This window comes from Candidatus Goldiibacteriota bacterium, from assembly GCA_016937715.1.
In the GTDB taxonomy this organism is placed as follows: Bacteria; Oederibacteriota; PGYV01; order PGYV01; family PGYV01; genus PGYV01.
This window is the reverse complement of record JAFGWA010000087.1, coordinates 1-14,648: the sequence shown is the minus strand read 5'-3', so window position 1 is coordinate 14,648 and position 14,648 is coordinate 1. Positions and strand designations below refer to the sequence as shown.

The following is a 14,648-nucleotide window of genomic DNA, read 5'->3' as shown; positions in this document are numbered from 1 at the left end:
GTCGTTCTCACAAACAACATAATAACACAAGTGAGCAGTGGGACTTTTTGTTACTTCAAATGTTGCACTTCATCTTACAATTTTTACCCGGTTTTATTATTGGTACTTTTCCCAGCTTATTACATCCTGCGCTTTGGGTTTTTCCTTAACCGGATATTCATCAGCAACGCCAACGGCAATACTGCACACAAGCCTGAAACAGGCAGGAACTGCAAGATATTTAAGAATATCTTCACAATAATCTTTCTTATCACCCGCTATCCAGCATGCACCCAAATTAAGCGCCGTTGCGGCCAGCAGCATATTTTCGGCCGCGGCACAGCCGTCTTCAAGGTAATACTTTGTATCTTCGCAGATTATCACAATTGCGGCGGATGCCTCTGTCAGAAAGCTTCCGTTATTGCCTATTATTTTCTGAAGCCCGTCAATTCTGTTTCTTTCAGTAAGTATAATGAATTTCCACGGGTTCACAGACCGCGCGCTTGGCGCAAGGCAGCCCGCCTGCGCGATTTTAGCAAGGTCTTCTTTTGTGATTTTCACGCCCGCTTTATACTTTCTTACGCTTCGCCTGTTTTTTACAGTTTCAAAAAAGTCCATATCATTTCACCTTTTATTTTTTAATAACTTCTTTATATATCCCAACTCTTCATTTTTTGACTTTATTTTGCCGTTAAGTTTTGCATCCAACACCTTTTCAAGAAGCCTGCCATATTCAGGCCCTGTCTTTATTTTCATCTCTTTTAAATCCTTCCCTGATATTTCAAGTTTAACATTTTTCAAATTATGAATATAGTGTTCTATCCTGTTTTTTACATAATCACTGTCGCAGGCAGCCATAAAGAAATACAGGGTTTCGTCCCTGTACCCTTTTAAAAGCGAGTAAATCTCGCTGTTATCAGCGGCTTTTTTATGCAGCCCCTTGAATATTTTATCCTCGTCTTTTTTTCCGGACACAACAGCGCCGCGCCACTCTGTTTTAAATTTTAATTTGTCAACAAGCAGAAGAAAATCATCTTCAGGCATGTTATAGGTAAATATCATAAAATACACCAGCGGTTTTAATTTTTCCGGCACAAACGCCGAAGCTTTCTGCTGCATTTTATCAACAGTCATATCCAGCCTGAATTTTTTCCCAAGCTTTGAAAGTATATTAAGGTCATGCATGCGTTTGAAAACTTTATACGGATTGGTTTCATCCAACGAGATAAACAGTTCGTCCTTTATGCGCTCGCCGGGCAGGTTTTCAAAGATATTGTATTTTAAAGTCTGTTCAATGAAGCGCTGCGTGTTTTCTTCTATTTTAAAATTATACCTCTGCTCAAAACGGACCGCCCTTAATATCCTTGTGGGGTCATCTATAAAACTCATATTATAAAGCGTCCTAATAATGCCGTTATTTAAATCTTCAAAACCGTTGAAATAATCGGTGAATTTTCCAAAATGCTGCCTGTTAATCTGCACAGCCATGGCGTTAATAGTAAAATCCCTTCTGTAAAGGTCGTATCTGATGGGGGTAAATTCAATTTCCGGAAGCGCCGCGGGAAATTCATAAAACTCGGCGCGCGCGCTGGTGACGTCTATACGCCTGCCCTTATCAAGAAATACCTTTCCTGTCTTGAACCTTTCAAACCCTTTATACGCGCCGCCCATTTTATCCGCCAGAAATCTGGCAAACTGCATTCCGTCGCCTTCCACGGTAATATCAATGTCCATATCCTTTTCATTCAAAAACAGGTCCCTTACTATGCCGCCCACAAGATACGCGTTAACGCCCATTTCATCGGCATATTCCCCTATTTTCATGATAAGGCCGTATGTGTCTTTATCAAGTTTTTCTTCCATCTTATCTTTCATGTTAATATCTTTTTCATGGAAAATAATTTTTTCTTTTTTTATGGGTTTTTCTTTATACAGGAACTCAAAAATATCCGCCCTTGTCAGTATGCCGGTTAATTTTCCATCTTTTACCACAGGCAGGTGCCCTATGTTGTATTTAATCATAATCTGCTGCGCCTTCATAATTGAAAAACTTTCTTCAGCGGTAATTACATTGCCGCTCATATAGCCGCTTACGGGAATGGATCCCAGATTGTGAAGGATGCCCTTTTCAATATCTTCTTTTGTTATGAAGCCAATTAACTTATTATCTTTTACTATCGGCAGGCCGTTATTATTAAAACGGATGCATATTCTGTAAGCTTCTTCCATGGTCAGTTCCGGCGAAATGGCGCGCACCGGCGATGTCATGATATCGCTGACCGTGAACCTGTCCTGTACTGTTTCAAGCATGGCTTCATAAACCTTGTCGCGTATGCCTTTTATTGCCACGCCTTTTTTAACGGAAATAACAGCCGCGGCGGCTGTTTTATGCCCGCCGCCCTGAAACTGCAGCACCACCCTGCTTATGTCTATTTTTTCATCGCTGCTTCTTCCCACCACAAATATCTTGTTGCCCATCTGCACAACAGACACAATTGCATCCGCGGCGTTCATGCTCATGATATGGGATGTAACGTCTGCAAGCTGCTGCACGTGTTCCGTAAGGCGCGCGTAGGTTAAAAGAATCTTATGCCCGCGCATGTCAAAAACCTGCAGGTTTTTTAAAAGCCTGTCAAAAAGTTTTATCTGCGGAGTTTCAAAGTGCTCTTTTAGGAAATCAGAAAACGCCTTCATATTTACATTCTTTTCCATAAGTTTGGCGGCAACACGCATGTCCGTAGGGGTGGTATTGATGCTTGTAAAACTGGACGTATCGGCAAAAATTCCCAGCATAAACAGCATGGCTTCATCCTGTGAAATTTCAATGCCCCTGCTTAATAATTCTTCCACAAAATACGTGGTACACGCGCCGTACGCGGTCTTTATAATTTTAACGTTATCCCCGCTTATTCTGTCCTCTGTCATATGGTGGTCATAAATAACTGTTTCTAATGATTTTTCTTCAATGATTTTTTTTAGCGCCGGCGAAAGCACGCGCGACATGGCATCAACTATTATTACCTTTTCCACCTTTGAAAAATCAATTTCTTTTTCTTTTAACACTTTGAATTTATGCTTAAAAAAAGTATAAAAACGCCTGACTTCCGGGCCAAAGCTCCAAGGCAGGTACATCACAGCGCCTTCATTAAGCTTTGACGCAGCCACCATTGATGCCAGCCCGTCAAAATCAAGGTTATAATGCGAAGTTATAAGTTTCAATTATTGCCTCTTTTATTGGATTTAACAATTTCGTAACTGTAGGCATTAACCCCGATTACTTTTCCTTTGGAGTCATTAATCGTTATGTTCATTGTATGCCTGCCTAAAAGGGCGTTTTCCGCCGCTTTAAAACCGTTATTTTTAATATTTGTAACTCCCTGAAACGGAAAAGTAAGGCTGTCCGGCATTATTGCGGGCAGTTTTTGAATTTCCGAGAAATACTCTTTTTTATCCGGCCCGGTAAGCGTTATTTTTAATACCGTATCAGTTAAAGTTTTAAGCGTGTCGTTGATTATAAAAACCATACTCCATAACTGCCCAAACCCTATTTCATCACCCTGCGCGATTCTTGTGGTAAAAAGCCGGAAACCCGGTAAAACAGGCTGCATGGATTCCTTAAGCTGAAAGTATCCCTTTTTAGGATTTCTGTAATAGTCCACCACAGCCCAGGTGATAGACGGCCAGCACTCGCAGAACATAAACTGCAGAAGCCCGTTAAGGCTTTTATACCGCTGCAGCCTGAATGTTTCTGTCTGCTCTTTTAAATAGTCAGCCTGATACTGCTGCGAATTTTCTATAAATTCCTGAAGCGAATTTCCTTTATTCACCCGCGCGATATCAAAGGTGGTTTTAAACTGAAAATCGTGGTATTCCCACGCTTCAAAGTCAGGCGGCCACATGCCTGTGGCGGCTATTTTTTCCATCTTTTTCATTGTCTCCATGCACGGCAGCGCCTGCGCTCCGTATTCTGTGTTAATGAAAACGTCTTTAAGGCTGTCCAGCGTGGATGATGATGTTATGAAATTACTGTCATAATACCACCCCTGATATGGGTGCTGTTTAAAATCTGAAGACTGTTCAATATAGCGCACGGAATCTTCTTCCCTCGCTTTTCTATAAAGCACAGGGTCAAGCTGTTTTGAGTTTACAGAAGGTTCATTATGGCAGCACCAGATGGCAATGCTTGGCCTGTTGTAGTGAATGTTAATCATGTCCTTTATCTGACGAGAAGCGTTTTCCATAAATTCAGGCGTGGTTTCGTAGCTCCACTGAAGCGCGAAATCCTGCCATATCATTATGCCCTGCCTGTCAAATTCGCGGTAAAGTTCTTCCCTGTTCACATGCGCGTGTATTCTTATAGTGTTTAAATTTGCCTCTTTCATCATTTTTACATCTTTCTTTATTTTATCCACGGTGTATTCTGACAGCCACTGTGTGGGAATAATATTTGAACCTCGCAGGAATATCCTTTTGCCGTTTAAGTACCAGAAATTATCAGCGCCTTTTTTCAGTTCCTTAATACCGCTTATATCAGTGTAATTATCCTTAATTCCGTTTTCAGCGGAAATGGAGTACGAAAAATTATACAGGTCAGGCGTTCCAAAATCCCAGGTCCACCACAGACGCGGCTGTGCGATATCCGTGTGCAACAGGAAAGTATTTTTCCCGGGATATAAAATAACATCCCTTTTTACAGTCAATAATTTGCCCTTGAAGGTTTCCGGCTTTATTATTTCCGCAAGTTTTGCCTTAACCGCTGATTTTAAATTATTTTCTATAATAATTTCGCTTCCAACATTCCAAATTCCGTCATCTTTAAGGTACGGTGTTATCTTAACCCTGTTTATTTCTATTTCATCAGTTTCTTCAATATAAACATCATTCCAAATGCCGCCGGTATTTTTATCCTGCCCGTATTTCTTTGACCATGACCCCGGCCTTGCGTCATGATGGTTAAAGATGCCTTTAATAAGGTATTTTTCGTCCGGCCATTTATCTTGCGGTTCTGTTGGCGAGTTTACTTTTACGGTTATCTGATTAGCGCCGTTTTTAATAATATTTGTTACATCAAAATTAAACCACTGAAAGTAACCCTCATGGCTGCCCGCGAATTTACCGTTTATATAAACATCCGCAAAGTAGTCAACACCTTTGAAAGCAATCTTATATTTTTTGCCGCTCTTTTTTTCAAGGTTAAACTTCCTTGAATATTCCGCCCGGCCCGCAAAATCACAGCCCTGCAGATACCAGTTTGAAGGCACTTTAATTTTTATGTCTTTTCCCTGCGCTTTGAAATCCCAAATACCGTTTAAGCTTATCTGTTTTTTCATGGCTGCTCCTTATAGCAGGCGCGGTTTAATATCCGGTTTCCACGCCGACCAGTATTATTGTTATGTCCGTATCATCCGGACGTTCGTACATTATTGTAGCCACTTTACACAGCTTATTGGGGTTGTCCATATTAAGCCTCTGCGCGTTTCTTACCGCCACTTCGCCCCTTATCCTTTTAAAAGCCTCATCAACATTTTTTACTATTTTATTTATCCCTGCAATTATGATGACTTTTTTTGGCCCGTAAATCATCGCGGAAACGCGGTTGCCAAAAGTGTCCATATTGACCAGAAAACCGTCAAGGGTGATGCCGTTAGTGCTTGTAAGATACGTGTCGGCAAGGCGCACAGCCCTTCTTCTGGCATCCTTTATTTCTTCAATAAAAGTTCCCGGAAGCCAGTGATGAATCACTTTATTTCCCCTGTTTATCAGCTCTTCTATTATACCGGTCTCGCGAATGCTCTGCGACCCGCCCACGCCAACAACTTCATCTTCGCCTATAAGTTTAAGCATTTCATCTTTTGCCGCTTCCGGAGTGTCAACCCGGGTTACTTTAAAGTGATTCTTCCTTAAATTCTCTATTACGCTTTCAAGTTTCTTTTCTACGTCTTTCAACATTTCCACTACTCCTGTGACTACAGTATTATCCCCTGTCAGTCAATTCGGGGATAGACATATTATAACAATTAAAGGGATTTTTACAAGAAGGGATGTTTTAGCAATTTGAATAATAAGTTTTTAAACAGGTCAGAGGCAACACTTCGCAAAATACCTGACACGCTGGTTTGACAAAATGGAAATATAATTATATACTTCGTTATCAAACGGATTGATTATTCAACATATATATATTATGGAGGTATTAATAATGAAAAAAATGCTAATGATTTTTGCAATGGTTTTATCCGCAGGTTTACTTTTTATTTCCTGTGATACAAGCGTAAATCCCACATCCCCTTCCAAAGAAGAAATAGGCGCGGTTACAGGACCGCAGGCAGTTCCTACAGCTTGGGCAACAGCCTTAGCGGAAAATGGCGATGTTCCTGTTAATACCGAATACACCTACACAACCGACCCTACAGACGGCTCTGTTGACTGGGATGTAAACACAATTACTGCCGGCCATATTCAGGGAATCGGCGAACACGCCGGAGAATTAAAATGGCTTGATATAGACATAGTATTTCAGGCGCCATATTTTTATACAGCGGAAGGATATGCAGGATATTACATAGGCCTGCCCATGAACTATGAAGTGCGCATAAAAAATACAGGCAGCCGTAATTACGAACACCTTGATGTTGCCGCAATTCACGAATATTATGAATCCGATGAATGTGACAGATGGTGGTACCCATACCCCCAGAATACTTCTGTTGTTAAAGGCGAAGCAATGCCCGGCGATTCAATGATGTACTGGAGGGATGTTTCAATAGCAGCCGGAGAAGAACTTGTTCTTGAAGGAACATACACAGCGCCTATGTCAACATGCGACGGCCTTGACCAGATACACCTTATAATTCAGCATACAAATAACGGCGCAGCACACGCCGCCACAATGTATTACAACCCGGAAGCGGCTGTTTACTGTCCCCCTCCGCCTGACGTTAAATACTAAAACATTCAATCTTCCAAAATAAAAAAAGCGCGGGAAACCGCGCTTTTTTTATTTTATATGCTGCCCGTATAATATTTTTTAAAAATATGGTGGGCGTACCCTCTGGGGCACGCCCGAATAATAATTTTAAAATATGGTGGGCGCAACTGGGATTAAAATATGCCTTTGTTAAAATGACAAGATGCTAAAATGGTGGGCGCAACTGGGATCGAACCAGTGACCCTTAGCTTGTCGAGCTAATACTCTAACCAGCTGAGCTATGCGCCCACATTTTTAGCATCTTAATCATTATATTTATTTAACCAGTGGCCACCTCGCTAATGCGCTTACGCGCATTGCTCCTCGGCCCCCTCGCTTTGCTTTCGTGCCCTTTTAAGGGCACTATTCCTCGTTAATCACTCGGCGCAAAGCTCGCCTTCCGGCTTCGCCGTCAGCCTTATCTTGTCGAGCTTATTCAATAACCAGCTGAGCTATGCGCCCACCTTATAAAAACTTTATAATATGGCAGTACCCCAAAGGACACGCCCACATTTTTAGCATCTTTATCATCATAATTTATCTAACCAGTAGCCACCTCGCTAATGCGCTAACGCGCATCGCTCCTCGGCCCCCTCGCTTTGCTTTCGTGCCCTTTTAAGGGCACTATTCCTCGTTAATCACTCGGCGCAAAGCTCACCTTCCGGCTTCGCCGTCAGCCTTATCTTGTCGAGTTTATTCAATAATCAGCTGAGCTATGCGCCCACCTTATAAAAACTTTATAATATGGCAGTACCCCAGAGGGCACGCCCACATTTTAACTTTTACTTATTAATAACCGAATACTAAAAAAATCTCTTATCATAACAGTATTAAAAAAGCCGTTTCAAACGGACAGCGCAGGAGCGCTGTCCCTACAAAATCATTAATTCCATACCAAACGTTCCTGCATTATCATATTATCACTAAAACAACGTTATGATTTTATACCAATCTTAATTATTGTCAACACCAAAAAAATCTCGAATCACAACAATCTAAGCTTTTCTTCAAATACCATTTTCAATTCATCCCTCTTTTTTGGCAGGCAGTAATCCGGCGCAAGCAGCACATTCTCATTTGCCTCGCCGTGAAAGCGCATTAAAACCATTTCAGCAGGCATTAATTTTACGCATTCAGCCAGTGCAGCCGCGTATTCATCCAGAGAAAGAAGTTTATATGGTTTTTTAAGATACTCTTCGCCGGCTTTGGTGCCTTTTAGTATATGATACGGATGAATTTTAACCGCATCCGCGCCGGACTTTACTATCATATTAATTGTATTTATGTAATCTTTCCTGCTTTCTCCGGGAATACCTATTATCATGTGCGCGCACAGCTTTAGCCCGGCGTCTTTTACAAGCTTTGCGGCGCGTCCATATTCCGCCGTGTTATGCCCCCTGTTTATTGCCTTTAAGGTTTTATCACTGGCGCTTTGCAGCCCAAGTTCCACCCATATTTCTTTTAAATTGCCGCTGTAGCTTTTAAGCAGGTTTATCTTTTCTTCATCAATGCAATCCGGCCTTGTCCCCACATCCAGCCCTATCACCTCTTTAAAATCAAGAATAGGGTCATAAATCCTTTTTAATTCTTTAACGCTGCCATAAGTATTTGTCCCGGTCTGAAAATACGCCATAAATAAAGTCTTTTTTCCATAACGCTTTTTACCTTTATTTATTCCCGCGCGTATCTGCTTTTCTATGGGAATTTGCGTGTCATTCCCGTCAGGAAGGCTGCCTTCCCTGCAGAAAACACACCCGTCAGATGATATGCTGCCGTCTTTATTCGGGCATGCAAACGGCAGGCTTATGGTTATCTTATGTATTCTGTGCCCGTATTTTTCGCGGAAGTATTCATTTAAAGTCTTAAACAATCATTTTCTCCAATGTTATATTTACCTGTACCAAAAAAAAAGGCGGAGCGCTTTAAACGCTCCGCCTGATGATTATTTTTCAATTATTCCGGTAAGTTTCCTATCCTGTCCATTTCTTCCTGCGATATATCAAAATTAGCGTATACGTTCTGTACGTCTTCGTCCTCATCAAGCGCGTCCATAAGCCTTAACATCTGTTCCGCGGCTTTGCCCTCTACCTTTACATAATTTTTTGGCACCATTGTAACTTCTGCCGAGGAATATTTTACCTTCTTATCATCAAGCGCTTTTTTAACGGCTTCAAAATCAGCCGGTTTTGTGGTTATGTCATATGTGGCATCTTCATTCTGAATGTCATCAGCCCCCGCTTCAAGCGCGATACCCATAAGCGTTTCTTCATCAATTTCTTCTTTTGGGACTGTTATATAACCTTTCTGTTCAAACTGCCATGCAACAGCGCCTAAAGCCGCCATTGCACCGTTGGCTTTTGAAAGAATCGCCCTTACGCTTGCCGCAGAGCGGTTTTTATTGTCTGTTGTAACAGCAATTAAAAGCGCCACGCCCGCGGGCCCGTATCCTTCATACATCAGCTCTTCGTATGTGACACCTTCAAGTTCGCCGGTGCCGCGCATTATTGCCTTCTTGATGTTGTCAGCGGGCATATTCGCGCCCTTTGCTTTTTCAAGAACAGTCCTTAAACGCGCATTGCCGGCCGGATCTCCTCCGCCTGCCCTTGCAGCCACCACAATTTCCTTTATTATCTTGGTGAAAGCCGCGCCCCTTTTGGCGTCTATGGAGGCTTTCTTCCTTTTAATAGTTGCCCATTTAGAATGCCCTGACATCATTTCCTCCGTCTGTTAAACTGAATAATTATTTTTTAAACTTCATTTCTCTTCTGTGTTTTTTCCTCTTGTGTGTTTTGATCTTTGCTTTGTGCCTTTTCTTTCCGCAACCCATTCAAAAACCTCCAGTATATTTTAAAATCTGAATTTATCTATATTACAATTTAAGCCCTTTTCCGTCAACCTTAATACACAGGGCTTCGGATTCGGCTATAAGTGCGTTATCGCTTTTTCTTATCACTTCGCCTTTTACAACAAAAAACCTGGACCGGACTTTTAAATACCTTGCCCGCGCCAGGACTTCATCGCCCACTGCCAGCGGCCTTTTTAATTTCACTTTTATATCAGCACTTACAGCAGGAATTCTATCTTTTCGCAACGGTAAATTTACCATAATTTCATCCAAAAGTAAAGCCACCATTCCGCCGTGAACCGTATCTTTATACCCCTGAAAAACCTTGGGGAAAACATAACTTGTCTCTATTCCTTCTTCTGAAAGTACAAAATTCAGCTTCATGCCAATGGGATTTTCTTTTCCGCAGGCTATGCAATAACTGTCATCTTCCCATGCGCTCATAATTTTGCTACAATCTCCCTGTTTAATATCACCTTATCAAGGTTTGCTTCAAAAGGAGCCCTTATCACGCCTTTTTCCGTTATAATGGCGCTTATAAACCTTGCCGGCGTCACATCAAAAGCCGGGTGCAGAGCTTTTGTCTTTTTATGGGCTATCTGTTTGCCAAATATTTCTGTTACCTCTTTTTCACCCCTCATCTCTATTGGTATTTCCGCCCCTGACTTGATTGAAAAGTCCATCGTGGAAGAAGGCGCAGCCACATAAAACGGAATGTTATTTACATGCGCAAGCACCGCAAGGGTATATGTACCTATCTTGTTTGCCGTATCGCCGTTGGCCGCTATCCTGTCCGCACCGACTATAATTACATCCACCAGTTTATTGCTTATAAAATACCCTGCCATGTTGTCCGTAATAAGGCGGTGATCAACGCCCATTTCCGCAAGTTCAAACGTGGTAAGCCTTGCGCCCTGAAGATACGGCCTTGTTTCATCCAGATGTACCGAAACCTTTTTCTTCTGCGCTGATGCCGCCCTTATAACGCCAAGCGCCGTGCCATATCCTGCCGTGGCAAGCCCGCCCGCATTGCAGTGTGTTAATATCCTGTCTTTGGGCCTTATCAATTCCGCGCCTATTTTTCCTATAAGTTTATTGTTATCCAAGTCTTCTTTAAATATTCTGACAGCCTCGTTTACAAGCAGCTCTTTTAAACTTTGAACACGCCTTTCCCTGTTGGCTTCGGCAAAAGCAAGCATTCTTGTTATAGCCCACTTAAGGTTAATCGCGGTCGGCCTGGTCTTAACCAGAAAATCGCCGCTTGCCTTCATCTCTTTTTTCAGTTTTTCATAACTTTTAGCCTTGCTTTTTTTTATGTCCATTGCCATACCAAAAGCCGCGGCTATACCTATTAACGGCGCGCCCCTTAATTTCATATCCACTATTGCCTTGCCTATTTCTTTTGAATTTCTGCATAATATGTACTTTATTGAATTAGGTAAAAGCGTCTGATCAAGGACCTTAAGTGTTCCATTCTTCCATTCTACCGGGCTTGTCTCTTTCATCTGCGCCTCCCTTAAAACCATTTTCAGCCTTTTTAGGCTTATTATATCTTTGCTATTACTTCTTTCATAATCTTGGTCAGTTTGGGTTCTGCCTCTGCCGCGTTTGCAAGTATTTTAGATATATCCGTGGGTTCAAGCTGTTCCGGATTGCATTCATCTGTCACTACAGATATGCCAAGTATCTTAAGCCCGGCGTGTACTCCCACAATTACTTCCGGCACCGTGGACATTCCCACAATGTCGCCGAATTTCATAAACATCCTGTATTCCGCCCTTGTTTCAAAACAAGGGCCCTGCACAGCCACATATATCCCTTTATGAATCTCTATATTGTTCAGCTTTGCCGCGTCTTCGGCTAATCTAATAAGTTCATGGGAATAAGGCGCAAGCATATCCGGCCATCTTGGCCCAAGTTTTTCATCATTAGGCCCTATAAGAGGATTGTCACCCATGAAGTTAATATGATCCTCTATTATGCAAAGCGAACCGCCCTTTAATTTTGGGTTCATTCCGCCGCATGCGTTTGAAATTAAAAGGTGCGTAACACCAAGCGCTTTCATAACGCGGACAGGAAAAGTAATCTGCTGCATCGTGTAGCCTTCATATCTGTGAAAACGTCCCGACATAGCCGCCACATTCTTTCCGCCCAATTCCCCCAGTACAAGTTTTCCGGAATGCGATTCCGCTGTGGATTTCTGAAAACCGGGAATGTCTTTATAATCAATTACACAGTGTTCTTTTATCTCTTTTGCAAGGGCGCCAAGCCCCGTGCCAAGTATTATTCCCACTTTAGGGGAAAAGTTTTTAGACGCTGAATTTATCTTCTTTACTGCTTTATCTATCTGTTTTTTTAAATCTGACATTATAGCCTCCGGGTATGATTTTGCGCTGCATACTGCGCGTTAAGCCAGAATCTTTTTAAATTTTCCCTCTTCAATACCGGTTAACTTGATTACCTTATGCCGGCTTTTGAATCCTTTTACAATTTCAATCTGCGACTTATTTATGTCAAAAACTTCCGAAAAAAAATCCACAATTTCATCATTTGCCTTTCCGTCTTCGGGTACAGCAGCCACTTTCACTTTTAAAGCGCCGTTGTATTCGCCTGCCAGCTGTGTTTTTTTCGCGTTAGGCACCACTTTTACGCTTACCAGGCAGAAGCCGGCTTGCTGTTTTATATTTATCATCAGGCTCCCGGAAGCAATAAAACCGCCGCAAGTTTTAAAAGCGCCATGCGCCCTATATAAATAAGCAGTATCGCAATTGCCGGGCTTAAATCTACATTACCCATCTGCGCGGGAAAAATTCTTTTTACAAAATTAAGCAGCGGCCCGGTTATGGAACCTATAAAATTAATAGCCGTCCTGAATTTCACCTGCGCGCTATAAGGCAGCCATGTCGCCGCCGCGCTTAAAAATACCAGTATCATATACGCATTTGCCAGGCCTATTATTATTCCTGCCGCAAACTGAAATGTGGTCATTTACCCAGTTCCTCCGACCTGTTTTTTGCCGCCTTAATGGCGTCCTTAATAATACTTTTCATGTTATTCTTTTCCATTGTTTCAATGGCCTTCTGTGTGGTGCCGCCTTTGGATGTGACCTTCTGCCTTAACACTTCGGGGGTGTCATCCGATTCCAGCATAACCTTTCCCGCCCCTATCATTGTCTGCGCGATAAGTTTTTTGGCAGCCCCTCTGTCAAACCCAAGTTCTTTTGAGGCTTCCATTACAGCTTCCGTAAAATAGAAAAAATACGCAGGCCCGCTTCCGCTTATTGCGGTTACTGAATCAAGCTGTTTTTCCGGCAATAAAATTTTTATTATGTTAAAAGTATCCAGAATCTTTTCCGCCAATAACAGCTGTTTTTTTGAAACCTCTTTTGACGCGCAGTACCCGCACGCGCCTTCGCCCACAAGCGCCGGCATGTTTGGCATTACCCTTACCACAGGCGCTTTACCCGCGGCCGTCTGTATCTTTTTTACGGATATACCCGCCATGATGCTTATTATTAATTTACCCGCTGTAAAATCCGGTTTTAAAGGCAATAATACATCCGCAAATACCTGGGGCTTTATGGCAAGAAAAATAACATCGCATGTTTTTACAAGTTCCTGATTTGACGCGGATGGCTTAACCTTAAAATCTCTTTTAACCGACACAAGAGCCGAAGTTTCCGTATCATAGGCAGTCAATTCAACCGAAGTTTTCATCTTTGATGACACAAGGCCTTTCATGATGGCCTTTGCCATATTTCCGGAGCCTATAAATCCTATTTTTATCTTTCTCATTTTTCCCCTCTTGCCTTAAGCGTAATTTCTTTTCCCGAAAAGGGACGTGCCCACCCGTACCATGTTGGCGCCTTCCTGCAGCGCAATTTCAAAATCATGAGACATTCCCATAGAGAGCCATTTAAAATCATCAGGCGCGCCGTTTTTTATTTCATCAAAAACTTTTTTTGCGCGTTTAAAATATATCCTTGAATCTTCCGCGTTGTCAGAATAAGGCGCCATAGCCATTATTCCCGACGGTTTTATTCCCGGCATTTCTTTTATCCTGCCGTAAACTTCAGGCGCTTCTTCAGGTAAAATTCCAAACTTTGTCTCTTCGGGCGATACTTTAATTTCCATAAGGCACTGCATAACTTTTCCTTCTTTTATACACGCCGAATTAATTTTCTCTGCAAGTTTTAAACTGTCAACAGACTGTATCATGTTAAAAATTGATACCGCTTTGTTAACTTTATTTGTCTGCAGGTGCCCTATCATAAACCAGGACAAATCATTATATTTTTCATTTAATAATCTCTGTTTTTCTTCAGCTTCCTGAATTTTACTTTCGCCAAAAACCTTAACGCCGGATTTTACCGCCTCTTCTATATCATCCACAGAGAATGTTTTGGACACAGCTACAAGCAAAGCATCTTTGTTTATAGCATTAATGCGCTTTATAATACTTTCAATATTATTTTTTATCTGACTTTTTTGTTCCATTATGAAGTTTACATACCTTTTTAAGAAGGATTTTGTATTAGTTAGTATTATAAGCTAATAAGGGATATTTTCAATAGGTTTTTAAAGGATTTCCCATTTTAGTTTCATAATAAGAAAAACCGGCAAAAACAGTAATAAAACGGCGCTTTTGTTCCGCTTACCAAAACCGGTGTTCCGCCAAGAGACAACTTACAGCTAACAACTTACAGCTAACAACTTACAGCTAACAACTTACAGCTAACAACTTACAGCTAACAACTTACAGCTAACAACTTACAGCTAATAACCTACAGCTAATAACCTACAGCTAATAACCTACAGCTAATAACCTACAGCTAATAACCTACAGCTAATAACCTAC

General features: G+C 41.7%; 14 protein-coding genes and 1 tRNA gene. 1 reads left to right on the top strand and 14 read right to left on the bottom strand.

Annotated elements, in window-relative coordinates:
* Positions 1-96 precede the first annotated feature (96 nt).
* From JXR81_09040 to JXR81_09025, 4 genes are read right to left on the bottom strand one after another with little or no spacing between them, the layout of a single operon-like run.
* Positions 97-597 carry a nitroreductase family protein gene (locus JXR81_09040; protein MBN2754987.1) on the bottom strand — a complete coding sequence of 167 codons (501 nt, stop codon included), beginning with the start codon at positions 595-597 and terminating at the stop codon, positions 97-99.
* A gap of 6 nt (positions 598-603) precedes the next feature.
* Positions 604-3,198 carry a CBS domain-containing protein gene (locus tag JXR81_09035; protein ID MBN2754986.1) on the bottom strand — a complete coding sequence of 865 codons (2,595 nt, stop codon included), beginning with the start codon at positions 3,196-3,198 and terminating at the stop codon, positions 604-606.
* Positions 3,195-5,309 (bottom strand): beta-galactosidase, encoded by a 2,115-nt coding sequence (locus JXR81_09030; GenBank protein MBN2754985.1) that lies wholly within the window; start codon positions 5,307-5,309, stop codon positions 3,195-3,197. Before JXR81_09030 ends, JXR81_09035 begins: the two co-directional genes overlap by 4 nt.
* 25 nt (positions 5,310-5,334) lie before the next feature.
* Positions 5,335-5,928: a lactate utilization protein gene (locus tag JXR81_09025; protein MBN2754984.1), complete on the bottom strand. Its 594-nt coding sequence runs from the start codon at positions 5,926-5,928 to the stop codon at positions 5,335-5,337.
* 250 nt (positions 5,929-6,178) lie between these two features.
* Here JXR81_09025 and JXR81_09020 point away from each other — a divergent pair, with 250 nt between their 5' ends.
* Complete coding sequence (locus tag JXR81_09020; GenBank protein MBN2754983.1) at positions 6,179-6,928, top strand: hypothetical protein; 750 nt, start codon at positions 6,179-6,181, stop codon at positions 6,926-6,928.
* A gap of 190 nt (positions 6,929-7,118) precedes the next feature.
* Here the strand turns inward: JXR81_09020 and JXR81_09015 are convergent.
* The 10 genes from JXR81_09015 to JXR81_08970 all read right to left on the bottom strand — a co-directional run bounded on the left by JXR81_09015 (position 7,119) and on the right by JXR81_08970 (position 14,287).
* Positions 7,119-7,195: transfer RNA gene (locus tag JXR81_09015), tRNA-Val, on the bottom strand.
* Between the two features lie 736 nt (positions 7,196-7,931).
* Positions 7,932-8,816, bottom strand: coding sequence for a TIGR01212 family radical SAM protein (locus JXR81_09010; protein ID MBN2754982.1), 885 nt, complete (start codon positions 8,814-8,816; stop codon positions 7,932-7,934).
* Between the two features lie 83 nt (positions 8,817-8,899).
* A complete protein-coding gene (locus JXR81_09005; GenBank protein MBN2754981.1) occupies positions 8,900-9,658 on the bottom strand; it encodes a YebC/PmpR family DNA-binding transcriptional regulator in 759 nt (252 codons plus the stop codon).
* 157 nt (positions 9,659-9,815) lie between these two features.
* On the bottom strand, positions 9,816-10,235 hold the full coding sequence (locus JXR81_09000; protein MBN2754980.1) for a PaaI family thioesterase: 420 nt from the start codon (positions 10,233-10,235) through the stop codon (positions 9,816-9,818).
* Positions 10,232-11,296, bottom strand: a complete 1,065-nt coding sequence (mtnA, locus tag JXR81_08995) for an S-methyl-5-thioribose-1-phosphate isomerase (GenBank protein MBN2754979.1) — start codon at positions 11,294-11,296, stop codon at positions 10,232-10,234. Before mtnA ends, JXR81_09000 begins: the two co-directional genes overlap by 4 nt.
* A 41-nt stretch (positions 11,297-11,337) precedes the next feature.
* On the bottom strand, positions 11,338-12,159 hold the full coding sequence (locus JXR81_08990; GenBank protein ID MBN2754978.1) for a purine-nucleoside phosphorylase: 822 nt from the start codon (positions 12,157-12,159) through the stop codon (positions 11,338-11,340).
* Between the two features lie 39 nt (positions 12,160-12,198).
* Positions 12,199-12,483 carry a YggU family protein gene (locus JXR81_08985; protein ID MBN2754977.1) on the bottom strand — a complete coding sequence of 95 codons (285 nt, stop codon included), beginning with the start codon at positions 12,481-12,483 and terminating at the stop codon, positions 12,199-12,201.
* Positions 12,483-12,779 (bottom strand): YggT family protein, encoded by a 297-nt coding sequence (locus JXR81_08980; GenBank protein ID MBN2754976.1) that lies wholly within the window; start codon positions 12,777-12,779, stop codon positions 12,483-12,485. The genes JXR81_08985 and JXR81_08980 overlap by 1 nt, the downstream gene beginning before the upstream one ends.
* Complete coding sequence (locus tag JXR81_08975; GenBank protein MBN2754975.1) at positions 12,776-13,585, bottom strand: pyrroline-5-carboxylate reductase; 810 nt, start codon at positions 13,583-13,585, stop codon at positions 12,776-12,778. Before JXR81_08975 ends, JXR81_08980 begins: the two co-directional genes overlap by 4 nt.
* A gap of 15 nt (positions 13,586-13,600) precedes the next feature.
* Positions 13,601-14,287, bottom strand: a complete 687-nt coding sequence (locus JXR81_08970) for a YggS family pyridoxal phosphate-dependent enzyme (GenBank protein MBN2754974.1) — start codon at positions 14,285-14,287, stop codon at positions 13,601-13,603.
* Positions 14,288-14,648 lie beyond the last annotated feature (361 nt).

Bases quoted from the DNA above. Each gene is read 5' to 3' on its own strand.
- JXR81_09040 (MBN2754987.1), bottom strand. From the start codon at position 597: ATGGACTTTTTTGAAACTGTAAAAAACAGGCGAAGCGTAAGAAAGTAT.
- JXR81_09030 (MBN2754985.1), bottom strand. From the start codon at position 5,309: ATGAAAAAACAGATAAGCTTAAACGGTATTTGGGATTTCAAAGCGCAG.
- JXR81_09025 (MBN2754984.1), bottom strand. From the start codon at position 5,928: ATGTTGAAAGACGTAGAAAAGAAACTTGAAAGCGTAATAGAGAATTTA.
- JXR81_09020 (MBN2754983.1), top strand. From the start codon at position 6,179: ATGAAAAAAATGCTAATGATTTTTGCAATGGTTTTATCCGCAGGTTTA.
- JXR81_09005 (MBN2754981.1), bottom strand. From the start codon at position 9,658: ATGTCAGGGCATTCTAAATGGGCAACTATTAAAAGGAAGAAAGCCTCC.
- JXR81_09000 (MBN2754980.1), bottom strand. From the start codon at position 10,235: ATGAGCGCATGGGAAGATGACAGTTATTGCATAGCCTGCGGAAAAGAA.
- mtnA (MBN2754979.1), bottom strand. From the start codon at position 11,296: ATGAAAGAGACAAGCCCGGTAGAATGGAAGAATGGAACACTTAAGGTC.
- JXR81_08990 (MBN2754978.1), bottom strand. From the start codon at position 12,159: ATGTCAGATTTAAAAAAACAGATAGATAAAGCAGTAAAGAAGATAAAT.
- JXR81_08985 (MBN2754977.1), bottom strand. From the start codon at position 12,483: ATGATAAATATAAAACAGCAAGCCGGCTTCTGCCTGGTAAGCGTAAAA.
- JXR81_08980 (MBN2754976.1), bottom strand. From the start codon at position 12,779: ATGACCACATTTCAGTTTGCGGCAGGAATAATAATAGGCCTGGCAAAT.
- JXR81_08975 (MBN2754975.1), bottom strand. From the start codon at position 13,585: ATGAGAAAGATAAAAATAGGATTTATAGGCTCCGGAAATATGGCAAAG.
- JXR81_08970 (MBN2754974.1), bottom strand. From the start codon at position 14,287: ATGGAACAAAAAAGTCAGATAAAAAATAATATTGAAAGTATTATAAAG.